The sequence below is a fragment of the Pseudomonas sp. B111 genome, from assembly GCF_026428275.1.
Classification (GTDB): domain Bacteria; phylum Pseudomonadota; class Gammaproteobacteria; order Pseudomonadales; family Pseudomonadaceae; genus Pseudomonas; species Pseudomonas aeruginosa.
In genome coordinates, this window is the sequence record NZ_CP097857.1 from 2,471,385 (window position 1) to 2,494,436 (window position 23,052).

The window sequence follows — 23,052 nt, forward strand, 5'->3', positions numbered from 1 at the left end:
ACAATCAGAGATATCAGTTGGAGTGTTGACCAATACCCTCGCCAGTCGCGGCGTCGTTCTGCGGTTTTCTCAAACCGATACCGTTGAAAAAGATATTCAAGGTGATCGCGACAATTGCCGTGAGCAGAATCGGGCTTTCCAGGATCGGCCCCAACGAGGAAGGCAACTTGCTGAAAAAGTGCGGCGAGACCACGGGCAACATGCCCACCGCCAGGCTTATGGCGACGATATAAAGATTGCCGACATTCTTGAAATCCACCCGGCCGAGCACCTTCATGCCACTGGCCGTAACCATGCCGAACATTACGATGCCGGCACCGCCCAGCACATAGGGCGGAATCGACGCCACGAAGTAGGCCACCTTGGGAAACAGACCCAGCACAATCAGAATCGCCCCGGCCAACGCGCACACCCAGGGGCTGCGCACGCCCGTGATGCTGACCAGACCGATATTTTGCGCATACGAGGTGTACGGGAAGGTATTGAAGATGCCACCCACCGCCGTGCCGAGGGCATCGGCACGAAAGCCACGAACCAGGGTGCGTTCATCCATGGGCTTGTCGACGATCTCGCCCAAGGCAATGAACATGCCTGTCGACTCGATAAAGGTCACCAGCATCACGATGCACATGGCCGCCATGGGCCACAAATGGAACGTCGGCATACCGAAATGGAACGGCAGGATCACACCGAACACCGTGGCGTCCTCGATGCCGTCCAGGCTGACCAAACCTGCGCCAGCCGACAGGGCAAAACCGAATATCAGGCCCAGCAACACCGAGATGTTGTTGAGGAAACCCTTGGTGAAACGAACGATCAGCAAGATGCACAGCAGTACCGCACAGGCGATTGCCAGGTACAGCGGGCGGCCGAATTCGGCGTTGCCAAAACCACCGGCGGACCATGCCGCGGCAACTGACATCAGCGACAGCCCCACCGCGACAATCTCGGTACCTGTGACCACCGGCGGAAAGAATCGCAGCAGCTTGCCCACTAGAGGTGCCATGGCCAGGCCGAACAAGCCGGCAGCGATGGTGGCCCCAAAAATAGCCGACAAACCAGCGCTGGGATCGGAGCCGATGGCGATCATTGGGCCGATGGCCGTGAAGGTCACGCCCATCATCACCGGCATGCGGATACCGACCGGCCCGATACCGATGGCCTGGATGATGGTCACGATCCCGCAGGCGAAAAGGTCGGCATTGATCAGAAAGGCGATGTCGGTCTTGGACAGACCCAGCGCCGCGCCAAGCACCAGGGGAATGGCCACTGCCCCGGCATACATCACCATCACATGCTGGCACGCCAGCAGAAGCATGCGCAGGTATTGCGCCTTGTTTGGAGCCGAGATTGTCTTCATAAAACCCTGCACTGGTGGCTGGGACGGAGCAGTCCGCGCTTCCTGCGAACGTCGGCGGGGTGCCCCCGCCTCGCGGCCTGATCCGTCATCACAAAGGTCGTTGGTCGAATCCTGAAATATGACCAGTTTTCATTACTGGAGTACCAATATTGAGCAACTGGTATACCAGAGCGATGACAAAAAGCATTCTCCATGCCAGATCGACAATTTGTCTTATTGGTCAGGTTACTCGCGGTGAATTTTCTGAAAAGGCGTGACCCACCACGGGGAATATGCCCCACATACGATCGCCAGACCGCTACCCATCCCCAAGATGGTGCTCAGTGAAGGCGGATAAAGGCCTGTGGTAGGCTTCGCGGCTGCGAACGTCTATTGATAGCTGGTGCCATGCTCACCCAGAAAATTGTCTCTGCCATATCGGATGCGATCTACCACCGGCGCTTGCCGCCAGGCACAAAGCTAAATGAGCGGGATATTGCGGAGTTGTTCGATGTAAGCCGGACGGTGGTCCGGCAGGCGCTGATCCGGCTTTCGCAGGATCGCCTGGTGGAGGTGTCACCCAAACGCTCGTCATCCGTGGCCTGCCCGACCTTCGACGATGCGTACCAGCTCTACCAGATGCTCCTGGTACTGGAGAGCGGTGTGATTGACCAATTGACCAAGTCGATCACCCAGAACGAGCTGGAGATATTGCGTGCCCACACCCTCAAGGAGCAGGCCGCGTACCAAGCCCACGACCATGATCTGGGCGACAAACTGGGCCGTGAGTTTCACTCGCTGCTGATCTCGTTCCTGAAGAACGACATTCTCAACAACATCCACAACCAGCTGCGCCGGCAGGAAGCGCTGATCAACGCGCTATACCGCTCGGGCTTCGATTACTGCCAGCTGCGTGACGAGCACACCCGCCTGGTGGATTGCTTCGAGCGCCGCGACGCGGCGTCTGCCAAGAACCTGCTGGCCTCGCACTACAACCTGGTGATCAAGGGTTACAAGTTCAACACGACGGTGCCGCCGGATATCGACCTTAAAGCGGTGCTGGGTCTGTAACCCGACGCGGGAGAAGCCTTAACTGCCTCTCCCGCCCGCGCTGCCTACAGCTTGAACCCGCCCATCTGCCGCGCCAGGTCGTCGGCCAGGCCGCTCAAGGTGCGGCACTCCTGACGACAATCATTCACCTCCCCCGCGGTAGCACGCGCCAGATCGGAAATGCCTTGTACGTTGCGGTTGATCTCCTCGGTCACCGCCGACTGTTCCTCGGTAGCGGCCGCCACCTGATGGTTCATGTCGCTGATGCGGTTCACCTGCTCGGTGATCGCCTCAAGTGAACGTCCCGTGCGCTGGCTGGAGGCAACCCCTGTCCCGGTAGCCGCCTGCCCCTTGTGCATCGAAGCCACAGCGTTTTCCGCGCCCTGCTTAAGGCCGGCGATCATGCTCTGAATCTCGTCGGTGGACAGCTGCGTACGACGCGCCAATGTGCGTACTTCATCCGCCACCACTGCAAAGCCGCGGCCCATTTCGCCGGCCCGCGCCGCTTCAATCGCTGCGTTCAGGGCGAGCAGATTAGTCTGTTCGGAGACGCCACGGATCACTGCCAGCACTTGGTCGATGGAGGCCACTTGCCGGGCCAGCTCGCCCACCGCGCCCGAAGCCGTGCCGATATCGTCAGACATGCTTTCAATATGGGAAATGGAGCCGCGCACCACCTCTCGGGCCTGCAACGCCTCCTCCCGAGCGCCATGCGACGCAGAAGCCGCACTGCCGGCGTTGCGCGCAATCTCCTGCACCGTCAGCCCCATTTCATGAACTGCAGTGGCCACCATCTCAGTCATTTCCTGTTGGCGGTCGGCACGCGTGGCGGTGTTGTCCACCACCTTCGCCACTTGGCCAACCGTGGAGCGCAGCCGCTCGCTGGTATTCAGCACGTCCGCGATCATCTCGCGCTGGCTGAGCAAAAAGCGGTTGAAGCCACGGGCCAGATCCCCCAACTCATCAGCACGGCTGTCATCCAGGCGATGGGTAAGGTCACCGCCGCCGCTGCCAATTGCCACCAAGGCACGGGTAACCTGCTGGATAGGCTTGACCAGGCTCTGCGCCAACCAAACCACCAATGCCAGACACACCAGCGCCACACCCGCACCGATCAGGCTGGTCAACCACAGCGCCTGGTGCGCTTGCGCATAGATTTGTGCTTCCGGCACCTCAGCGACTAACGTCCAATTCAAATCGCGCAATGGCAAGCTGATCGCCAGATAGGGCTCGCCCTCGCGCTCGAAAGCCGCCGATGACAGCGCAGACTTGCCCAGTACGGCCCGTGCTGCCGGTGCGCCAATCTGCTCGGCGAGTTGGCGATCACCGTTCAAATCGGTTTGCGGATGGATCTGAATCAGGCCGTCGTTGCGCACCAGGTACACCTTGCCGCGCTCGCCGAAACTGAAGTTTTTGATCAGAGTTGAGAGCTCGTCCATGCGCAAACCGAGGCCGGCAACGCCCAGCAACTGACCAGCTTTTTCCACGCGCAGATCGATAAACAGCGTGAGGGCGCCGGTATTGCCGTCGGTACCAATTTCGACGACGCGGCGCTGCGCACTGTCGAGGAAACGGTAATACCAGGCGTCTTGGGCGTTAGCGCGGCTCAGCGTGCGCTCCAGCCCCTTTTCACTGTAATGGCGACTGGTTGCCGAAGAAATCACGAAAGCCGTGGCGGCCTTGTGCTGCTCCAACACTCCACTCAGGTAGCTGACAAAGCGTGGTAGATCGGCACCATTTTCGCTCTCCGCCAACCAGTCGCGCACCATTGTGTTGCTGGCAATATCGTCCGCTGCCGTCAGCGGTTGCATCAGAATTCGCTCGATTTTCGATAATTCCAAGCGTCCGCTTCTGGCCGATCGCTGTCGCTCAGCAATTCCAAGCAGCACTCATCTCACTACCATTAACTCATCCCACCTCGTCGTGTACCGCTGCGACATCATTTCGCGCCGCATTGCCCACTCAGGGGCGGCGGGGATGCGGCCGAGTCGTACTGTCCCCCTGCCCTCGCGGGCGTTGATACGGTCGATCACGGCCATCAGCCGATCAGCGCCCGGGCTAGGTGAGGCCGCGAATAGGTCGCCTGTAAATTCCCCGCGCTGGCGCAGGTCCATCAGCAACACCTCAGCTTTGCTGTAGGCGTAGCCGGGGCGGTAGATGGCATCCAAGCCGCGAATTGCCGCTGCGGCGAGCACACGAGTATCGTCGGTGGGGTACGGCAGTGGGCAGTTGATTGCGTTGGCGTAGCGCGGCTGGTCGGGGTTATGCATGCCGGTGCGGATGGCCACCTGCAGGGCACCGGCAAGGCTACCCTGCGCGCGCATCTTTTCTGCCGCCTTGGACACGTAGGCGGCAACCGCCTCGCGGATCGGCGGTAACTCGCGCACCCGAGCACCAAACATCTTGCTACTGCAGATTATCTGCCGCGGCGGCACGGCCTCCTCAAGCTGCAGGCACGAGATCCCGCGAAGTTCGCGGGCTGTTTTTTCCAGCACTACACTGAACTGCCGGCGAAGTGACACCGGGTCATACTGCGCCAGGTCCCAGGCCGTCTTGATGCCCAGCGGCTGCAGCCGGGCGGTTAGCCGGCGGCCGACGCCCCACACTTCGCTCACATCAGTCATCTGCAGCAGGCGATCGCACCTGGATGGATCGCGCAGGTCAATTACCCCTTCCGATTTGCGCCAGGTCTTGGCCGCCCAGTTAGCCAGCTTGGCTAGCGTCTTAGTGGGTCCGATGCCAACGCCCACTGGTATGCCAGTCCACAGCAGTACCCGAGCCCTTGCCTCGCGCCCCAGCTCGACCAAGTCACTCTGCAGACCAGTCAGATCCGCGAATGCCTCGTCGATGCTGTACACCTCCAGCCGCGGGAACATCTCCTCAAGCGTGGTCATCACGCGCGCGCTCATCTGACCGTTTATGTGTAATAGAAAGTCAATAAGAACCGGGCCATGCTCGCCCTTGGAGCTTCTCATACCCAACCGGTATGGCTGTAGCTTCTGAGGAGATCGCCGTCGCTCACCGGATCATCCGGTCATCCTGTTAGTAACCGGTCAAAGCTGATCTGTTACATCGAAGGCGGACACCTGTCCATCGACAACACCCCTGCCGAGCGGTGAACCGCCCTCCCATGTACATATGACCAAAACGTCGCCGTTATCCTACCGTTCTGTCATGCCTACCCACGACGGAGTATTGACGGTCTCCGTCCTATAACATAGCTTTTCCGAAAGGCGCTCAAGTACATATCGTCATGTGCATACGAGCCTCGTGTCGTTAAAAGAAATGGTTGGTGCCGCATGAAAGTGCTCTTCATGATGCCGTTCGGCGTGTCGAGCTTCTCCGCCCCCATCAAGATCAAGGCTTCGTCTTGGTGTTAGTGCCAGATGCACGTCACCTTGCGGTGCAGGAATGGAGTGTGAACATGAAAGCAGAAACGGAATCGCGGATTTTTTCGGTGGACGAATATGTCCGTCCGTCTAACGGCGAACCGATCCGTTCAGTTGTTCTGGAGACCAACGATTCTGTCGTTGTAGTTTGGCACGCCTACCCTAGGCAGGAAATAGCTGCCCATGTCCATCCTCACGGCCAAGATACTTGGACGGTTATCTCAGGTGAGGCCAAGTATTATCAAGGCAACGGCGTAGAAATTCATCTTAAAGCTGGAGATATTGCCATTGCAAAACCTGGGCAAGTACATGGTGCCGTGAACTCTGGTCCAGGACCTTTCATATTTGTCTCCGTGGTTGCGCCGGGCAGTGCAGGTTTTGCGTTATCTGAGAAATAGGCGAAAGGCCTGAGAGGAACCTGATGAATACACGAGTATTTACGTTCGCTGGTGGAGAAACGGGGGTTTGGCGCGTTGTTGCGATGAATGCCGTGGCAGGAGCCCCTCTCCCTGGAATCCCACGGCTCAACGTAGCCGCTGGCTCTGTTTCGCCGCAGCCTCCGGGCACCAAATGGCTCCTTCGCGGGATAACGAGTAACGAGCGCTATGTCGTGCGTGAAGAGAAGGATCGTCTCGTGGCGAAGCAGCCAAGCTTGGGTCGAGCAGAGGCTACCTGCGCCGCCCTGATCCCTATCCGGAAAAACCCCTCATGGTGGGGACTGTCTCAAGACGAACGCCGGAAGATTTTTGAGGAACAGTCCCGTCACATTCACATCGGGCTCCAATATCTCCCTGCTGTGGCCCGCCGCCTCCACCATTGTCGGGACCTGGGCGAGAACGAACCCTTCGACTTCTTGACTTGGTTCGAATATTCCCCGTCTGATGAGACGGCCTTTAACAGGCTTCTGGCCGAACTCCGAGCCTCGGTGGAGTGGCAGTATGTCGACAGAGAAATCGACATCCGGCTAGTGCATGAGCCGGCCTAGCATCAGGTTTAACTTCGATCTACGTGCGGCACACTCCTGCGACACCCGCAGCCCAGCAAAACCCCGAAAAATCTAGTGTGTCGCATAACTTAGGAGTAACGCGACAGGTATGTCTAGCGAGCCACTAGTCGCTTAAGAACTTTTCTACTTATAGCCTCCTCTTTCTCTCATCGATCTCCTCGGCATCCTGCCGTCTAGGGACAGTCTGAAAAAGACTTTCTGATTTTGGCAAAATAGCCGAACGCCACCCACCGAGTTTTCTGATGAAGCAGATGACCTTCGCCGATGCCGAGTACGCCGGCAAGCGCAAGCAGACCCGCAAAGAGCTGTTCCTGATCGAGATGGATCGGGTGGTGCCGTGGAAGGGGTTGATTGCCCTGATCGAGCCGCATTACCCCAAGGGTGAAGGTGGCCGTCCGGCGTACCCGTTGATGGCAATGCTGCGGGTTCATCTAATGCAAAACTGGTTCGGTTATAGCGATCCAGCGATGGAGGAGGCACTGTACGAGACCACCATCCTGCGGCAGTTCGCGGGGCTGAGCCTGGAGCGTATCCCCGACGAAACCACCATCCTCAACTTCCGTCGCCTGCTGGAGAAACACGAACTGGCTGCTGGCATCCTGGCCGTGATCAATGGCTACCTGGGTGACCGTGGCCTGTCGCTGCGCCAAGGCACCATCGTCGATGCCACGCTGATCAATGCGCCGAGTTCGACCAAGAACAAAGACGGCAAGCGCGACCCAGAGATGCACCAGACCAAGAAGGGCAACCAGTATTACTTTGGCATGAAGGCCCACATCGGCGTCGATGACGAATCGGGCCTGGTGCATAGCGTGGTAGGTACGGCGGCTAACGTGGCGGACGTCACCCAGGTCGACAAGTTGCTGCATGGCGAGGAAAACGTGGTCTGCGCCGATGCGGGTTATACCGGCGTCGAGAAGCGTGCCGAGCATGATGGCCGCGAAGTGATTTGGCAGGTGGCAGCACGGCGCAGCACTTACAAAAAGCTGGGCAAGAGCAGCGCGCTGTACAAAGCCAGACGCAAGATCGAGAAAGCCAAGGCTCAGGTACGGGCCAAGGTTGAGCACCCGTTTAGGGTGATCAAGCGGCAGTTCGGTTATGTGAAGACGCGCTTCCGTGGCTTGGCCAAGAATACTGCGCAACTGGTGACGCTGTTCGCGTTGTCGAACCTGTGGATGGCACGCCGACATTTGCTGACCAATGCAGGAGAGGTGCGCCTGTAATGCAGGAAATGGCCGCCGCGAGGTGTTCTCGGCGGCTAGAAACACCGAAATGAGCTGGTTATCTGATCGTTTTTGATCGGTTTGCCGCTTTCAAAATCGGCGGAGGCTGAAGTCAGCCGGAAATGCATGGCTACTTCAGACCATCCCTAGAGCCGGCACATTGTCCAGCTTTCGAATGAGGCTCTCCAGCTTTTCCAAGTCGCCCTCGGCAATGGCTCGCTCGTCGGGAGTTAAAGGCACGGCCTCCAAGTACCGTCCGATAGACGATTTGCTTTCCAATGCTTGGGCCCTTGCGCTGGCTTTCGGCAAGTTGAAGTCACACCCCGCACAGGCCATGCGATGTGGGCAGCTGCTCCAGAAGGGATTTGAACAATACGAGTCGCCCAAGTCATAGAAGGTGTAGGGGGCATCTGAATGGCGAACAATTACGTCATGATCGATCAAAACGGAGACCATATGGGCCATTTGATCGGCTTTAACGAAGGATGCTGCCAGCTTGGTAGGCCGAATTCGAATGTAATGCAAAGTCGAATTCGGCGAGCTATGTCCCGACCACTGCATTAGCTCGATCAGCGACATGCCCTGAGGGACGCTGGCGAGCGCCGTCACTGCGGAGGCACGTCCCCGGTGGCTGGTGATTCGCCCGCGACTGTCCTCCAGTGGCACACCCGCCTTGGCGCATAGCATTGGAATGATGGTGCCATTAATGACACTGGAGCCTATGCGCTTGCCTCGAAACTGAAATAGGTAGCTAACTTTTTCCCCGGTTCGCTCATCCAGCAAAGCGGCCTGGTTAGCAGGCCTGTCCTCCAGCCAGGCGTCAATGCGCTCCTTCACGACCACCGCTACAGGTTTGACGAAAGCTTTGAACGTCTTGCTGGCAGGAATATCGAGATAGCATAAAGTTTTTGCTGGAACGATGGTCCCATCCTCGTGTACCACATCATTGGTCTGAGGATGCGCGCATCTTTTATCCAAGCGCATGATTTCATTGCTGCGCAAACCAGCGTGCGTCCACACTACAGCAATGGCTTGAACCATCGACAGCGGATAGTGAATCTCCGAAAGCAGATCACTACGCTCAAGATTTAGACTCGCCCAAATCAGCTTGAGCCAGGTCGAGTCATCAATTACCCGCGGGTTGATACCCGAGTTGAATGTCACGGATCGCGGGGTGGCGAGGTGATGCCGGGGGCTGAACTTCAAACGACCCCATCCCCAGAGTTCAAAGTCTGTAAAAAATCGTCGCAAGGCATGTAGAAAGCCGCGCTTCGAGTTGGCAGCGATAGGCTGACCAAGCCCCTTTAGCTGTGTTCCCTTCGCTGACTCCAAAGCCCACTCACCGACCGTCATCCGGTCGACGGCAGCAATAAATGCAGCGCAAGTGGACATGCTCCAATCGGTAGGCGCCGCCATTCCTGATTGCTCGCGCGCTAGCCAGACACCGGTCCTCAAGATAAAACTGTAATTGCTTTCACGTGTGCGTGGACGCAAGGTGGAAGTGTCTCGCCATCGACGGCACCACATTGCCCAAGTCGGATCGATGCCTTCGATGCTTTTCGCCCGCCAACAGGTATAGCCTCGCATGCGTAAAGGTTTCGCCAAAATCCCCATGGCAGCGAGGCCGTGAGATACCTTTCCGACCGATCTCGCGACACCTTCGCTTCGATGCTGTTGGCCCTTCAGTAGCAGTTCCTCGGTGAATGTCTCCAACCGCGGATCGCCGTTTTCCAGCATCAAGGCACCCAGCACGTTGGAAAGGAACTGCTCAAGATGGCGAGCAGCGTAGCCCAGCGATCTCAACGCTTGGCTCAAGCGAACGTGCTCATGTCTGAACACGGCATGGCCGAAGATAAAAGAAGCATATATCGCCGGCTGCCGGAATTTGGCGATACGCTGCGGGGTTCGAAAATCGCCGAGATGGTAAGCAACGGAAGCGAGATATGGTCGTGATCCTGCTCGATTACTGAGCAAGGTCAACCACTGCGACTCAGACCAACACCAGTAGGGTTTACCGGTTTTGCTGACATTCCAGAGAATGACTGCCACTGATGAAATGGCTAATCGCTGAGAAACGCCGCTGTGCGCCGCTATATCAGCTAGCGGCCTCATGAGCTCAGGTATCTCTGATTGGAGGTAGCCCCAGTCTGAACGGTGAGAGCGATTCGAAAGTATGCTCAGCTCGATTTTCGATAGATCGCTCTGACGTACGTACTTGCTCGCGTCGAACGGAACATAAGGGGTGACTGAGGGGGTGCTCATAGCAATGCCTCAGACCCAAAGAGTTCACAGAACATCCGAGCATCGAGACTGCCGACGGAGTGCGCCATCTTTGCGGTTAAATCCGCGCCAGATAGGTGCAGGTAAATCAAAGTGGTTTTGGGGTCTCGATGTCCAGCATACGTGGTCAGTTCATGGAGCTTCCAGCCCGCACGGGCCAGATGGGTAAGCCGAAGGTGGCGAAAGGTATGAGTGCTCAGGTGCGATAGTTTCGCTTCCTTGGCCCACCCTTCAACCGTTTTACTCCACGCCCAACGGGACAGTGGCGAGCCTCGATTACGATCTGATGCTGATCGAAACAACGAACCTCGCATCCAGCCAGCGCCGCGAAGAGCATGTAGATGCTCTATCAAGACAGGTGCAATGTCTGGGCTGTAGCACACGACGCGGCTGCGTTTGCCTTTGGTCGTTTCCGCTCGCACCGAGATCAGTCGGTGTGCAACGTCTAAATCCTCAATACGCAAGGCCACCAACTCGGCACGGCGAAGAGCCCCGAAATACGCCAACGACAGCATTAGTCGATCACGGATAGACGACCTGGCCGCAATACTGAGAAAGTGTCGCCACTGCTCATCGGTGGGAATGTCTGGCAACTTAATCAGCCGTGGGAGCAAGCCCCTGACAAACCCTCCATGTCCAGGCACTTGGGCCAGCCGACCATGCTGTCCGCGGGGCACGGGGTTGTGCTCGCAAAGACCCTGAAAAACGAGGTGGTCGTACCACAACCGGATAGCAGTAAGCCGCTGGTGCAAGGTTGAATTCGCCACCGCGCTCTTTGCGCCAGGTAGCAGCTCACGGATGTAGAGCGTGACTTGTTCGAATGTCGCGGATTCGGGTTTCAGCCCACTCCCTTCGCAATGCAATAAGTAATGCGCAAGGGCACGGCCATAGGCGTCAAGGGTGGCCGGCGCACGCCCCAGATTACCCAAGAGCTCCAGCCAAGCTTGTACACTGGAATAACGACTTAACACTTGCTTGTGCAATGGGGTGGTGGTCATGGGCGCCCCCTGAGCGTCAACGGATTCAGCCTAGCTCAAAAGCATTCCACCTAACTTAATAGAGCTCGTAGTTACTTGAGAAGCAGACTACGCCCCACTCCCGCATCTGGTCTCGCCACTGGAAGTACGGTGCGCCCATAGGGATGCCTAAGCGCTTAGCCTCGCGGGTGCGAGCAATAACGCAGCCGTCGTTGTTGCTCAGCACCACGACTGGCACGGCGTCGAGCCAAGGTCGGTAGACGCGTTCACAGCTGGCGTAGAAACTGTTGCAGTCAATCAGCGCGAACATAGGCTGTGCAGGTTGTGTGTGGCCACGCCCCACACGTGCAGCGATTCGGTGACGGCCAACGCCTTGTAATCGGTGTTCTCAGGCTGCAGCCACACGCCCGCAGCGGAGATCTGCAGGCGCTTGACCGTCATCCCTCCGTCCACGTACGCGACAACTATGTTGCCTGACCGCGCCTCGAGGGCGCGGTTGACCACCAGCACATCCCCGTCATAGATCCCAGCGCCAATCATACTTGGCCCGCTCACTCGCACGAGATAGACGTTGGGTGCCCGCAAATCGACCAAGTCGTCGATCGATAGGGTGAGCTCCTCGTAGTCAGCGGCAGGTGATGGGAAACCCGCCGGCACCCGGCTGTCCACGTACTGAGAGAATATTTTTGCGGGGCTGAGGCGCCCCAGAATAGTGACCCGCATTGTTGTACTGCTCTGCGATTACTGTATATATATACAGATACCAAAGACGCGCCACGCGGGTCAATTTAACTGCGATGACCGGAGGGTTCATGTGCGGACGATTCAGCCAGTGCCGAACAGCGATCGAGTACCTCGAGGCGCTGCGCTACGACAAGCCCATCGATAGCGGCATCGACCCAGAGCCCATCGGCCGCTACAACGTACCGCCCCGCTCCAGAGTATTAGTGTTCTTCGAGACCGCTTCCGGCCTGCGCATGGCCAAGCTCCCGTGGGGTTACCAGCCCTGGTGGGCCAAGGGCAAACGCCCGCCGGCAATTAACGCTCGCGTGGAGACGGCCTCCACCAGCAAGTTCTTTCGGGATGTCTGGCGCACCGGCCGCATGTTGGTCGGCGCTGACGGCTGGTACGAGTGGGTGACGGACCCGGCCGATCCGAAAAAGAAGCAGCCTTACTACATACGATTGAGATCAGGCGAGCCGATGTGGTTCGCGGCGCTGGGGCAGTTCAGGCGAGAGGACAGGATGGAAGAGCAGGAAGGCGACGGGTTCGTGATCATCACGGCGGACAGCGACCAAGGGATGCTCGACATCCACGACCGGCGGCCAGTCGTGCTGCCTCCGGATCTAGCGCGGGAATGGATAGAGCCCGGCATATCGCCTGAGCGCGCCGAGGAAATCGTGAGTAATTTGGCGCTGCCGGTGCAAGCATTCGAATGGCACGCAGTGGACCGGGCGGTCGGGAATGTGAGGAACGAAGGTGCGCACTTGATCGAGCAAATCGACAACCCTTCTTTATAGGCACAGCGGGGGTTACATAGGCCGTTTTACTACCAAAGCCTTTAGGCGCTGGGCGCCTCCAGCCTAATCCGTACAATGTCGTTTCGTTTTACCCGAGTAGCCCCATGAAGCGCTTGATAGTGGCGAGCCTTGCCACGCTAGTCATCACCTCCCTCGCCCTCGCCGAACCACCGTCGACCTTCACCGCCGCAAAAGCGATCGCCAAGAACAAGGTGTTCTATGACCAGGCGTCTACCGGGCTCGGAGACCTTTACTGCGGCTGCGCATGGAAGTGGGTGGGCAAATCAGGCGGGCGAATCGACGCCGCCTCGTGCGGTTACGATACGCGGGCTCAGCAGACGCGCGCGGAGCGGATTGAATGGGAACACATCGTGCCAGCCTGGATCTTCGGCCACCAACGGCAGTGCTGGCAGAACGGTGGGAGGAAGCACTGCGTGGCGGACGACCCAGTCTTCAGGGCGATGGAGGCCGACCTTTTCAATCTTTACCCGTCCGTGGGTGAAGTGAACGGCGACCGCAGCAATTACCAGTATGGGTTGGTGGCTGGCGGCGCTGCCCTCTACGGCGCATGCACCACCAGAGTGGACTTCAAGGCACGCTCCGCCGAGCCGCGTGATGAGGTGAAGGGCCTGGTTGCCAGATCGACATTCTACATGTACGACCGCTATGGTTTAACGATGTCGCGCCAACAACAACAGCTGCTGATCGCCTGGGATCGCCAGCATCCGGTTTCGACGTGGGAACGGGAGTGGGACAGCCGCACGGCAAAAGTCATGGGGCACCACAATCCCTTCATTACTGGCGAGCGCGCTTGGACACTGGGGCACAAACCATTGCGAGAGGGGCTTGTTAGCCAACCTCCTACCAGGATCGCTGCACCCCCTTCCGCTAAAGTCGTGGCCCGTGACGTGATCATTGGTAACCGGAACAGCCGGGTGTATCACCTGCCGCAGGACTGCCCGAGCTACGCCAAGGTGGCGCCTAAGAACCAGGAGATTTTCACCAATGAGTCCGCAGCCATCGCCGCGGGCTACAGGAAGGCCGGGAACTGTCGCTAGTTCTTTTTGGATTCATTGGTAGACTCCGAACTCGATGCGCTCAAGATACTCCTCGAGTACCAGAAACCCTACCGGGTTATCAATAACGTCCAGCGGCACATCGCCGTCCAAATACCTGCAGGGCCGCCCTAGCCATTCTTCAGCCAGCTTCTGAGTGCCGAACACGTGGGTCGCGTATTCCAATACTTTCGCGTACTGAAAAGCTATGGCGCTCTGCTGCGAATTTAGGTGTGCTGGTTGCTTATTGCCCTGGCGCTGAATGCTTCTGATGGACTTACCAACAATGCGACTCATGATCTTCTTCGTTGAATACAGATCAGAAATCGCAAGCATGTCTTTCACGTCATTCAGGTCGAAGCCTTTGACCGTGAGCCTGTAGACCATGGCCGGGCTGAGCTGGTCAGTATTTTTTCGGAGAAGGTATTCCGTTGGCTTACGGGGGGCGGACGCTGGCCAGCGAGCGCAAGCGTGCGAGGAATCCATGGCGTGACCTCCAGTTGCTACATATGACATGATTTTAGAGCCAATTGGCGCACCATATGGCAGGTAGGTGCTTGGATCTGGTAGGTCGAGCGCATGGCCATGCGTCGTGCCCGCTCTTCTAGAAGCTGCAGGGCCGAGGCATCCCAAGGGCGGTAGCCCAGCAGCGCCAGTACGGTTTGCCGAATGAGCACCCGGGTGGGGCGGGACGGCAGACTTCGAACGCCAGCCTCGGTTTTACCGGGGAAGTACCGGGCCAACAGATAGCGCACGTCGTCGGCGACACCCTGGAGCTCGAAGACGAAGAACTGGCGCTTGGCTTTGAAGTAGCCCAGTTCAAGCGCGAGGAAAACGCCAGTGGACGTGGCGCGCGCCTCTATCGCCGCCCGTTCGGGCGGGCTCAGGTCGAAATAGGTGTGCCGGTCTTCATCGGTGAACTGTGGTAGACCGTAGAGCTCGTCGATTTCTTCGCAGGAGAGGATGGCAAGGCGGTGATTACGGACCGACGACATTCAAGCTTCCTTGTGTACGGCACGGTGGATGCGTGATCTCGCATGCGCATGGATGGATTGTGCCGTAGCGCGCACTCCGAGCGGAGCTTCGACCGATGTTGTAGCGGGGATCGTCGTGGGTACGCAATACCCTAGGGCTAGGGGTGATTAGCCTCACGCATGTGCATGGCCTAGCCTTCAGTCTGGACAGTCCCCAGAGGGCACTGGATCAAGGCCGCCGGATCAGAACACGACAGTGGCCATCCAGGCCAACCAAGAGCAACGGTGACGGCCGAACCCAGCAGCAACTAGGTTTGTAAGGTTAGCAGTTTCGTCAAAGTGCCAGCGTTCAGATCAAGGACGGGGTTGGCCACCAGGCCGCCAAAGAAGATGGCGGGATCGATGTAGCGCATCGCCGACTTGATGTCCTTCCACCCGACATAGCTCAATGGCCATCTGTTCGTAGCACCTGCCTTGCCAGAGACAAGGCAGGTGCAATGCCTCAGATGACTCGCTTGATTGCGATGTAATCGCCTTCAGTACGCAGGGTGACAGTCACAGGTTTGTTGGTGCGATTACGCCAGAACCAACCATGTTTGCCGTCGAATGCGGCTTCCAGCACGCCCTTCTCCTCCGGGGTCGCCCGGCCCTTGCCATAACCGTGATAGAAATCGCGCGGGGCGTTGTAGGGGTCGCCATGGGTATCGAAGTTGACCTGCCCACCATTCGCCGTCCAGTGGTAGCTGACCTTGGCGCCTTTCACCATTTCCAGCTTGACCTCGGCCCCTTGGTTGGGAGCCAGGGTGATGCTCATTTCATGCTGTTGGCCAGACGGTTCGGGAACAGGTTTCTGCGTCACGGCTGTTTCTGCCACTGGTGCAGGCGGGGACACTGACTCGACCTGAGCAGGCTGGGCGGCAACAGCAGTTGGCACAATGGCAACGCTTACAGGGTTGCCGGCCGCGGCATCTGCAGCCGCCTCTTCTGCCAGTTGCAGCTTGACCTCACCCATTTGGGTCAGGCCAAGCGCGCGCCCCATCCCTGTGGGATCGATCGCATACTCGGACGGCATGACCACGGTAACCAGCAGCACCATGGCTGCGATCAGCGCGATGATGGTGGAGCGCAGCAGTTGCCGGCTGCTGGGCAGTTCATTGAGGGTTGGAAGCTTGGTATTGAACATGGTGGGAATTCCTTACTGAGAAACGATCAGGCCGGTGAGCTGGTAACCCATCAACAGGAAACCGGCGCTCATCATGGCGACGTTGGCGGTGTAGGCATGGCGCCAGAAGCTGGCGGTGCGCCGCCAGTAGCCCATCAGGATGAGGATGGCGCCGAGGGCCAGCAGTTGGCCGATCTCGACGCCGACATTGAAGGCGATCAGGTTGGCGATCAGGCCGTCGGCGGAGATCTCGTACTCCTGGATCTTGGTTGCCAGGCCGAAACCGTGCAGCAGGCCGAAGATCAGGGTCGCCGCGCGGGTATCCGGCTGGTAGCCGAACCAGCGCTGGAAGGCGCCCAGGTTGTCGAGCGCCTTGTACACCACCGAAAACCCGATGATCGCGTCGATCACGTAGGAGCTGATGCTGATGTCGGCCAGCACCCCAAGTAGCAGCGTGACCGAATGGCCAACCGCGAACAGGGTGACGTAAAGCCCCACATCCTTCAGGCGGTAGAGGAAGAAGATCACGCCGAAGAGGAACAGCAGGTGGTCATAGCCGGTGATCATGTGCTTGGCGCCCATGTACACGAACGGCATCAACATGACCCCGGTGCTTTCCTGGATGAAACCCTTGTCGCCTTCGGCGACACCATGGGCCAGGGCATCGGCCATGCCCATTAACAACAGGGAGATGGCGAGCAACAGGAGAACGTGCGGCCGGCGCAGAGACACGCCGATACCGCGAGAGGATAGCGATTGCATAGGTCGATCCTGGATTTCTGTGGTCTTGGGCCGCAAAGCGGCTGTCGTCAGAGCACGAATCGGGCGCGAGGTGGCCGCTCGATCAGGTAGATCGGCCTGTCCGGCAGTTGATGCCGAGAAGATGAGAAGGACAGCTCACCCGGGGACAGCACCTGCAGGTCGAGCAATGTCCCGAGGTAGGGTGTTTCGTGGACATGATCCGCTGTCATCGGCGGATGCTGGTGATCGACGCAAAGTACGCAGGCTGTCGCAGGCCCGACGTCATGCGAGTGGCCATGGCTTGTCTCGCCATACCCCGTAGAACGATCTGGCGCCGCCCCGACAAGCAAGGCAAAGGTATGCCCAACCCAGGCCAGCAGCATGGCCAGGGTCAGTGCGTATATCACCTTGGTAGAAACGGCGCGGTTGAACATCATGCTCAGGTTCAGGCGTTTGATGGCTGTTTGACCATATCCCCCCCGGGGGGATAGGATGCGGCAGCGCTATCCTGCATGAGAGGTCTCCAATGGGCAAGCACGAACAGGGTCATACGCACCAAAGTCATGGTGACATCGTCAAAAGGTTGAAGCGGGCCGAGGGGCATTTGCGCAGTATCGTCACCATGATCGAGGACGGCCGCGCCTGCGTGGATATCGCCCAGCAGTTGCACGCGGTGGAGAAAGCGGTCTGCCAAGCCAAGCGCACCCTGATCCAGGATCACATCGATCACTGCCTGGAGCACACCGTCGTTGCCCTGACCAGCGGCGAGCGTGCTCCGCTGGATGAGTTCAAGCAGATCACCAAGTACCTATAAGGCCTACCATGTCGAGCTTCGCTGAACTGTTGCAGCAAGGCGCTTCGCACGCCTGGCTGTATTTCCCCAGCGCCATCCTGCTCGGGGCCTTGCATGGCCTGGAGCCGGGGCATTCCAAGACGATGATGGCGGCCTTCATCATCGCCATCCGTGGCACCGTAAAGCAGGCGGTACTGCTGGGCCTGGCGGCCACCGCTTCGCACACGGCTGTCGTCTGGATGGTGGCGATGGGGGGGATGTACCTTGGCCAGAACCTGGATGCGCAGACCACCGAACCCTACTTCCAGTTGGCATCGGCCGTCATCATCATTGCCATCGCGCTGTGGATGCTCTGGCGCACTTGGCGTGGCGAGCAGATGTGGCGTTTCGAGGAGGATTCTGGGCAGTCACACGAGCATCACCAGCATGATGAAACACACCGTATCGATACCGGCCATGGGCGTGTCGAGCTATCTATCTTCGAGGGCGGAGTTCCACCTCATTGGCGGCTAAGTGTATTTAGCGGCCGTGCCTGGCCAGCTAACGAGGTCTGCGTGCTCACGACCCGAGCCGACGGTCAGGTTCGGCAGTTTCGCTTCGTGGATCGAGGCGATTACCTGGAGTCGCTAGATGCGATCCCCGAGCCCCACCAGTTCACCGCACGCCTGAGCCTGGGGCATGCGGGGCATTCCCATGACTATGACCTGGACTTTCACGAGCATGGCCACAGCCACGACCATGCCGAGCTGGAGAAGCTGGAACTGTCCCTGGAGGGCTACCAGGACGCCCATGAGCGCGCTCATGCCAACGACATCCGCAGGCGCTTCAGCAACCGCAATGTCACCACGGGCCAGGTGATGTTGTTCGGCCTCACCGGCGGGCTGATCCCATGCCCGGCGGCCATCACCGTGTTGCTGCTGTGCCTGCAGGTGAAGGAGGTCGCACTGGGCGCCGTGCTGGTGTTGTGCTTCAGCATCGGCCTCGCCCTGACCCTGGTCGCAGTCGGCGTCGCAGCGGCCATCGGCACCCGCCAGGCATCTAATCGCTGGCCCTGGCTGGGCAAGCTCGCTCGCCGCGCGCCCTACCTCTCCAGTGCGCTGATCATTGCCGTGGGCATCTATGTCGGCCTGCATGGTTGGGCTGGCCTGACCGCCTAGGGAGTCGACGTGTGGGATCTGTCCGCCTATGCCGGCCTGTTCATCGCGGCCCTCGGCGCTGCCACCCTGCTTCCCATGCAATCGGAGGCGGTGCTAGTCGGCCTGCTGCTGACCGGCAATCACTCCGTTACCGCACTGTTGCTGATGGCCACGACCGGCAACGTGTTGGGCTCCGTGGTCAACTGGCTGCTCGGGCGCTCCATCGAGCATTACCGGAACAAGCGTTGGTTTCCGGTCAGTGACGACAAGCTGGATCGTGCGCAGCAGGCCTATCATCGTTACGGGCGCTGGTCGCTATTGCTGAGTTGGGTGCCGGTCATCGGTGATCCGCTGACCATGATCGCCGGCGTCATGCGTGAGCCGCTCTGGAGTTTCCTGCTGATCGTTCTGCTGGCCAAGGCCACTCGCTACTTGGTGTTGGCAGCCCTGACCGTGGGAGTGTCCTGGTGAAACGCGATGCCAACCTGGATCTGGTCAAATGGTTGGCCATGCTGACCATGGTGCTGGACCACCTGCGCTACCTCTGGCCGCAGGCGGCGGACTGGCTGTTCGTGATTGGCCGGCTGGCCTTTCCACTGTTCTGCCTGGGCATCGCGGCCAACGTCTTCCGCTCACGTCCGGGCCAGTTGTACACCGACGGCAACGCTCGCTACCTGGCCTGGCTCCTGGCCTTCTCCATCCTCTCCGAACTGCCGTACCGCCTGTTGTCCACCGAGAGCAGCACGCTGAACATCATGCCCACCCTGATGCTGGGGCTGCTGATCGCCTGGGGTGTGCATCACCGTGGCCGCGATGGCTTGCTCCTCGGGGTGATGACCTTAGCCGTGGTGATCGTGTTGCATGAACGTCTGATGTACGGCGTCTTTGGCGCACTGTTGCCTGCGGCCTTGCTACTGGCCATACAGCGCCCCGGTCCAGGGTGGCTATTGCCGGCAGCGCTCTGCGTCCTGGCCAACAGCCGTAATCGCTGGGCCGTAGGCTGGGAACTCCACGATTTGGGAGGCAGCATAACGGTGGAGTTCATGGCTCCTCTGCTGGGCCTATGGCTGTTGCGCATGAAGATCGACTGGAGGGTCTGGCCAGTCAGACGTTGGGGCTATCTCTTTTACCCCGGTCACATGGCCGTGCTGTCCCTGTTCCGCCCGGTGCTGTAGAACCCTGGCCGTTCGGACAAGGCCTCCTTGCTCATTGCAGGCCTTTTGCCATAACTTGATTGCGTGACCCCATGTCATGAACAAGAAGAAGCCGAAAAAGGAGCCCACATGAAGAAGCTTTCTGCCGCACTGATCGCCGCCATAATTGCCCTGACTTCCGTGTCTGCGCTCGCCCACAGCGGCGGTACCGACTCGAAAGGCTGCCACCGCAACCACAAGACTGGCGACTACCACTGCCACTGAGTGGTACATGAACCTGGCCGCCTCACATCTGTGGCGGCCAGTTGTGCGATTCGCCCTGGCAGTTCTTGCACCAGGCGTAAAGCGCGTCGTACATCACCAGGCCATGGCTGAGCATCTCGTGGTCATCGGCGAAGTGGTGCGACAGCCCCAAGGAAATGGCGTACAACCCGGCCGACTGCGGCGCCAGGTCGAGGCGGGAGGTATCGGCACCGCGCACTATCGCGGCCAACTGCTGAAGCGCCGGTTCGTCCAGCCGGTACTTCTTCAGGAACGCGTCGAAGCTGCACAGCTCCCCCACGTGAGATAGCTCGACGCCTGGAATGTCGTAGGGCGTGGCGTCCAGCTCCTGAGCCCGGCCCAGCACCTCGTTGCTGGGCACGTAGAGAAACTCCGCCTCGTGATCGATGAACCGGGCGATCAACCAGGGGCAGGCGATACGGTCGATCTTCGGTCGTTCCCGGGTTATCCACTTCATGTAGCACCTCCCGCCTGTTCGGCCAGGTTGTGGGTGGGCTGGCCGGCGTCACGACGGCCGCCTCTCAGTTCTGTAGCCAATACGCTGCCAGCCCAGCCAGCGCGCAGCCGAGCAAGACCTGGATAACGCTCCGCTTGTAGCGGAACAGGGCAATGGCCGCCGCCAGGGCGATCAATGCCGAAGGCCAGTCGAAGCGTCCGACGAAACCTTCCGGCCAGAGCACGTGGTAACCGAAGAACAGCGCCAGATTGAAGATCACCCCCACCACAGCAGCGGTGATGCCGGTCAGTGGCGCGGTGAACTTCAGCTCGTTGTGGGTGGACTCCACCAGCGGCCCGCCGGCGAGGATGAACAGGAACGACGGCAGGAAGGTGAACCAGGTGACCAGGGTGGCCGCCACAGCACCGGCGAGAAAGGCCTGCTCGGCACCGAACACCTGCTGCACATAGGCACCCACGAAGGCGACGAAGGCCACCACCATGATCAACGGACCCGGCGTGCTTTCCCCCAGGGCCAGGCCGTCGATCATCTGCGTCGGGGTCAGCCAGCCGTAATGGCCGATGGCCCCCTGGTAGACGTAGGGCAGCACCGCATAAGCGCCGCCGAAGGTGAGCAGTGCGGCTTTGGTAAAGAACCAGCTCATCTGGGTCAGGGTGCCGTCCCAGCCGAAGGCGACGGTCAACAGGCCCATGGGCAGTAGCCATAGCAGCGCACCGACCACCAGCAGCAATGCCAGGCGCGACCAGCGAAAGCGCGCATGCTCCGGCGTAGGCGTGTCATCGTCGATCAGCGCCGGGCCGAACGACTTCCCGGCGGCGGCATGGCCGCCGCCGACACGGAATTTATCGGGCGCCAAGCGGCCACCGACGAAGCCGAGCAGCGCAGCGCCGAGCACGATCAGCGGGAAAGGCATATTGAGGGCGAAGATGGCGACGAAGGAGGCTGCGGCGATGGCCCATAACCAATTGTTCTGCAGCGCCCGTGAGCCGATGCGATGGGCCGCCTGCACGACGATGGCCGTGACCGCCGGCTTGATGCCGTAGAAGATCCCTGCCACCAGCGGGACGTCGCCGAAGGCAATGTACACCCAGGACAACGCGATCAGGATAAACAGCGAGGGCAGCACGAACAGCACCCCGGCGATCACGCCACCCCAGGTGCGATGCAGCAGCCAGCCGATATAGGTGGCCAACTGCTGGGCCTCCGGGCCAGGCAAAAGCATGCAGTAGTTGAGGGCATGGAGGAAACGCCGTTCGGATATCCAGCGCCGGCGCTCGACCAGCTCCTGGTGCAGGATCGAAATCTGCCCGGCTGGGCCGCCAAAGCTGATGAATCCCATCTTGAGCCAGAACAGCAAGGCCTGGAACAAACTGACGGACTCGGTACGCGGCAGATCCTGCGCGGCGGTAGTGGTGGTCTCACTCATCGGCTTTCTCTTCTTTCTCGAAAGCTGCCAGTAGTCCATCGAAGATGGCGCAGGCCGCAGTCAGCAGGTGGTCGTCATTGGTAATGGTTTCGCGCAGCCCCGCCAGAACCCGCTCGATGCCAGAGGCCTCGGGAGGCTGAACGCCGCCGACATCCAGGTAGTGCACCAGGGCCGCGACGCGATTCAGGCCAGGCTCGTCCAGAGCGAAGCTGGCTTGCAGGGTCTCGAAGGTGACGCGGTTACCGACATGGCTGAAGGTTGCGCCGTCGAAGTCGAAACCCAGCGCATCGGCGGGGCAGTCTCCTGGCGCTGCCAGCCAGAGGATGGTGGCGTCCGGATCGATGCAGCGTCGGATCAGCCAGGCACTGGCCAGACGATCGACCCAAGGGCGCTTGCGGGTGGCCCAGAGGCGGCCTTGGTAGTCGCTCCGGTCGAGCTGCTCGATGGGCTGATCCTGACTTCTCGGCTCATCCTGCGACAGCGCCCGGCTGATGGCCGTTTCCAGCACTTTCAGCGCCGTGTCGGTCTGTTGCCGAACCGCAGTAGGGAAGAAGTCGATGGACGCCACCTGGGTAAACGCCTTGCGCAGCTTGCGTACCTGCTTGGTGCTGGCGAGGGCATTGTCCGGGGTCAACTGGGCTTGGCATGCCTCGATCTCGACGCGCAGCTTGGCGTAGTCCTCGCTACGGTCGAACAGCTCGATGAAACGGGCACCTTGCGGATCATCGATGGGGAGCAGAAAGGCCGTGCCATTGATCGAGAGAATATCGCGCTCGACGGCTGACAGTGCTTCAAGGCACGACTCGTTGTTGGGCAACAGGTACACGCCGTCGCGCAGCACGGCGGCACCGCTGGCTTTCAGGGCCCGCCACGCCCGCATGCGCGTGGTGGCGTTGGCAGTGGGAAGGCCGATGACAAGGGTTAACCAGCTATTCATGTAGTCCAAAGAACAAAATTAGTCTTAATCTCTACACTAATCTTAACCAGCTCATTTGAGAAGCCCCAAAATCTGGAACTGAGCAGGCACTGCTGCATGCTGGGCTTATGGCTCTGCTCTTGAGGTTTCACAGCAGCTATGGAGGGTACTG

24 protein-coding genes and 2 pseudogenes are annotated in these 23,052 nt (G+C 59.5%); 11 read left to right on the forward strand and 15 right to left on the reverse strand.

Translation table 11 applies throughout. The features are described from left to right. Positions 1–13: 13 nt before the first annotated feature. Positions 14–1,360 carry a nucleobase:cation symporter-2 family protein gene (locus M6E97_RS11460; protein ID WP_049310856.1) on the reverse strand — a complete coding sequence of 449 codons (1,347 nt, stop codon included), beginning with the start codon at positions 1,358–1,360 and terminating at the stop codon, positions 14–16. 387 nt (positions 1,361–1,747) lie between these two features. Here M6E97_RS11460 and M6E97_RS11465 point away from each other — a divergent pair, with 387 nt between their 5' ends. Further along, complete coding sequence (locus M6E97_RS11465) at positions 1,748–2,410, forward strand: GntR family transcriptional regulator (protein WP_049310854.1); 663 nt, start codon at positions 1,748–1,750, stop codon at positions 2,408–2,410. A 44-nt stretch (positions 2,411–2,454) separates the two neighbouring features. Here the strand turns inward: M6E97_RS11465 and M6E97_RS11470 are convergent. Continuing rightward, positions 2,455–4,215, reverse strand: a pseudogene (locus M6E97_RS11470) (methyl-accepting chemotaxis protein); the annotation flags it as partial. A gap of 63 nt (positions 4,216–4,278) precedes the next feature. Then, positions 4,279–5,364, reverse strand: coding sequence for a DUF4113 domain-containing protein (locus M6E97_RS11475; protein ID WP_049310855.1), 1,086 nt, complete (start codon positions 5,362–5,364; stop codon positions 4,279–4,281). A gap of 449 nt (positions 5,365–5,813) precedes the next feature. Between M6E97_RS11475 and M6E97_RS11480 the strand changes: the two genes are divergently transcribed. The 3 genes from M6E97_RS11480 to M6E97_RS11490 all read left to right on the forward strand — a co-directional run bounded on the left by M6E97_RS11480 (position 5,814) and on the right by M6E97_RS11490 (position 8,007). Beyond that, positions 5,814–6,176: a cupin domain-containing protein gene (locus M6E97_RS11480; RefSeq protein ID WP_071534424.1), complete on the forward strand. Its 363-nt coding sequence runs from the start codon at positions 5,814–5,816 to the stop codon at positions 6,174–6,176. 83 nt (positions 6,177–6,259) lie between these two features. After that, positions 6,260–6,763, forward strand: a complete 504-nt coding sequence (locus M6E97_RS11485; protein ID WP_011914408.1) for a chlorite dismutase family protein — start codon at positions 6,260–6,262, stop codon at positions 6,761–6,763. A gap of 263 nt (positions 6,764–7,026) precedes the next feature. Then, a complete protein-coding gene (locus M6E97_RS11490) occupies positions 7,027–8,007 on the forward strand; it encodes an IS5-like element ISPst7 family transposase (RefSeq protein ID WP_014595514.1) in 981 nt (326 codons plus the stop codon). Positions 8,008–8,142: 135 nt separating this feature from the next. Here M6E97_RS11490 and M6E97_RS11495 read toward each other — a convergent pair whose 3' ends face one another. The 4 genes and pseudogenes from M6E97_RS11495 to M6E97_RS11510 form a co-directional block, all read right to left on the reverse strand. Then, the gene (locus M6E97_RS11495; RefSeq protein ID WP_049310652.1) at positions 8,143–10,269 is read right to left on the reverse strand and encodes a tyrosine-type recombinase/integrase; all 2,127 of its coding nucleotides are present in this window, start codon (positions 10,267–10,269) and stop codon (positions 8,143–8,145) included. Continuing rightward, entirely contained in the window at positions 10,266–11,285 is a 1,020-nt protein-coding gene (locus M6E97_RS11500) for a tyrosine-type recombinase/integrase (RefSeq protein WP_011914410.1), read from the reverse strand. The genes M6E97_RS11495 and M6E97_RS11500 overlap by 4 nt, the downstream gene beginning before the upstream one ends. A gap of 58 nt (positions 11,286–11,343) precedes the next feature. Continuing rightward, positions 11,344–11,574: pseudogene (locus M6E97_RS11505) on the reverse strand (DNA polymerase V subunit UmuC); the annotation flags it as partial. Beyond that, entirely contained in the window at positions 11,562–11,987 is a 426-nt protein-coding gene (locus tag M6E97_RS11510) for a LexA family protein (protein ID WP_023100467.1), read from the reverse strand. The pseudogene M6E97_RS11505 and the gene M6E97_RS11510, both read right to left, overlap by 13 nt. Before the next feature lie 89 nt (positions 11,988–12,076). Between M6E97_RS11510 and M6E97_RS11515 the strand changes: the two genes are divergently transcribed. Both M6E97_RS11515 and M6E97_RS11520 read left to right on the forward strand, forming a co-directional pair. Then, the gene (locus M6E97_RS11515; RefSeq protein ID WP_023100468.1) at positions 12,077–12,784 is read left to right on the forward strand and encodes an SOS response-associated peptidase family protein; all 708 of its coding nucleotides are present in this window, start codon (positions 12,077–12,079) and stop codon (positions 12,782–12,784) included. A 104-nt stretch (positions 12,785–12,888) separates the two neighbouring features. Further along, the gene (locus M6E97_RS11520; RefSeq protein ID WP_041015724.1) at positions 12,889–13,842 is read left to right on the forward strand and encodes an endonuclease; all 954 of its coding nucleotides are present in this window, start codon (positions 12,889–12,891) and stop codon (positions 13,840–13,842) included. Positions 13,843–13,854: 12 nt separating this feature from the next. Here the strand turns inward: M6E97_RS11520 and M6E97_RS11525 are convergent, their stop codons facing one another. The 5 genes from M6E97_RS11525 to M6E97_RS11545 all read right to left on the reverse strand — a co-directional run bounded on the left by M6E97_RS11525 (position 13,855) and on the right by M6E97_RS11545 (position 17,153). Continuing rightward, complete coding sequence (locus M6E97_RS11525) at positions 13,855–14,325, reverse strand: antitoxin Xre/MbcA/ParS toxin-binding domain-containing protein (RefSeq protein ID WP_041015723.1); 471 nt, start codon at positions 14,323–14,325, stop codon at positions 13,855–13,857. 17 nt (positions 14,326–14,342) lie between these two features. Beyond that, the gene (locus M6E97_RS11530; RefSeq protein WP_049310657.1) at positions 14,343–14,834 is read right to left on the reverse strand and encodes a DUF4158 domain-containing protein; all 492 of its coding nucleotides are present in this window, start codon (positions 14,832–14,834) and stop codon (positions 14,343–14,345) included. Between the two features lie 481 nt (positions 14,835–15,315). Continuing rightward, a complete protein-coding gene (locus tag M6E97_RS11535; RefSeq protein ID WP_049310660.1) occupies positions 15,316–15,996 on the reverse strand; it encodes a hypothetical protein in 681 nt (226 codons plus the stop codon). Positions 15,997–16,008: 12 nt separating this feature from the next. After that, complete coding sequence (locus M6E97_RS11540; protein ID WP_049310662.1) at positions 16,009–16,737, reverse strand: HupE/UreJ family protein; 729 nt, start codon at positions 16,735–16,737, stop codon at positions 16,009–16,011. A 47-nt stretch (positions 16,738–16,784) separates the two neighbouring features. Then, positions 16,785–17,153 (reverse strand): hypothetical protein, encoded by a 369-nt coding sequence (locus tag M6E97_RS11545; RefSeq protein WP_171408032.1) that lies wholly within the window; start codon positions 17,151–17,153, stop codon positions 16,785–16,787. Positions 17,154–17,242: 89 nt separating this feature from the next. Here M6E97_RS11545 and M6E97_RS11550 point away from each other — a divergent pair, with 89 nt between their 5' ends. From M6E97_RS11550 to M6E97_RS11570, 5 genes are all read left to right on the forward strand, one after another. Further along, complete coding sequence (locus M6E97_RS11550; RefSeq protein WP_049310664.1) at positions 17,243–17,530, forward strand: metal-sensing transcriptional repressor; 288 nt, start codon at positions 17,243–17,245, stop codon at positions 17,528–17,530. Positions 17,531–17,538: 8 nt separating this feature from the next. Next, positions 17,539–18,666 (forward strand): nickel/cobalt efflux protein RcnA, encoded by a 1,128-nt coding sequence (locus M6E97_RS11555; RefSeq protein ID WP_049310665.1) that lies wholly within the window; start codon positions 17,539–17,541, stop codon positions 18,664–18,666. 9 nt (positions 18,667–18,675) lie between these two features. Then, positions 18,676–19,116, forward strand: a complete 441-nt coding sequence (locus M6E97_RS11560; RefSeq protein ID WP_049310666.1) for a YqaA family protein — start codon at positions 18,676–18,678, stop codon at positions 19,114–19,116. Then, positions 19,113–19,820 (forward strand): TraX family protein, encoded by a 708-nt coding sequence (locus M6E97_RS11565; protein WP_071534423.1) that lies wholly within the window; start codon positions 19,113–19,115, stop codon positions 19,818–19,820. The genes M6E97_RS11560 and M6E97_RS11565 overlap by 4 nt, the downstream gene beginning before the upstream one ends. 108 nt (positions 19,821–19,928) lie before the next feature. After that, positions 19,929–20,063, forward strand: coding sequence for a YHYH domain-containing protein (locus M6E97_RS11570; protein ID WP_134281593.1), 135 nt, complete (start codon positions 19,929–19,931; stop codon positions 20,061–20,063). Between the two features lie 22 nt (positions 20,064–20,085). On the opposite strand, the gene M6E97_RS11575 is transcribed toward M6E97_RS11570, so the two are convergent. The 3 genes from M6E97_RS11575 to M6E97_RS11585 all read right to left on the reverse strand — a co-directional run bounded on the left by M6E97_RS11575 (position 20,086) and on the right by M6E97_RS11585 (position 22,901). Beyond that, positions 20,086–20,538, reverse strand: coding sequence for a chromate resistance protein ChrB domain-containing protein (locus M6E97_RS11575; RefSeq protein ID WP_049310668.1), 453 nt, complete (start codon positions 20,536–20,538; stop codon positions 20,086–20,088). 64 nt (positions 20,539–20,602) lie between these two features. Then, on the reverse strand, positions 20,603–21,964 hold the full coding sequence (chrA, locus tag M6E97_RS11580; RefSeq protein WP_049310670.1) for a chromate efflux transporter: 1,362 nt from the start codon (positions 21,962–21,964) through the stop codon (positions 20,603–20,605). Further along, on the reverse strand, positions 21,957–22,901 hold the full coding sequence (locus M6E97_RS11585; RefSeq protein ID WP_049310672.1) for a chromate resistance protein ChrB domain-containing protein: 945 nt from the start codon (positions 22,899–22,901) through the stop codon (positions 21,957–21,959). The genes chrA and M6E97_RS11585 overlap by 8 nt, the downstream gene beginning before the upstream one ends. Positions 22,902–23,052 lie beyond the last annotated feature (151 nt).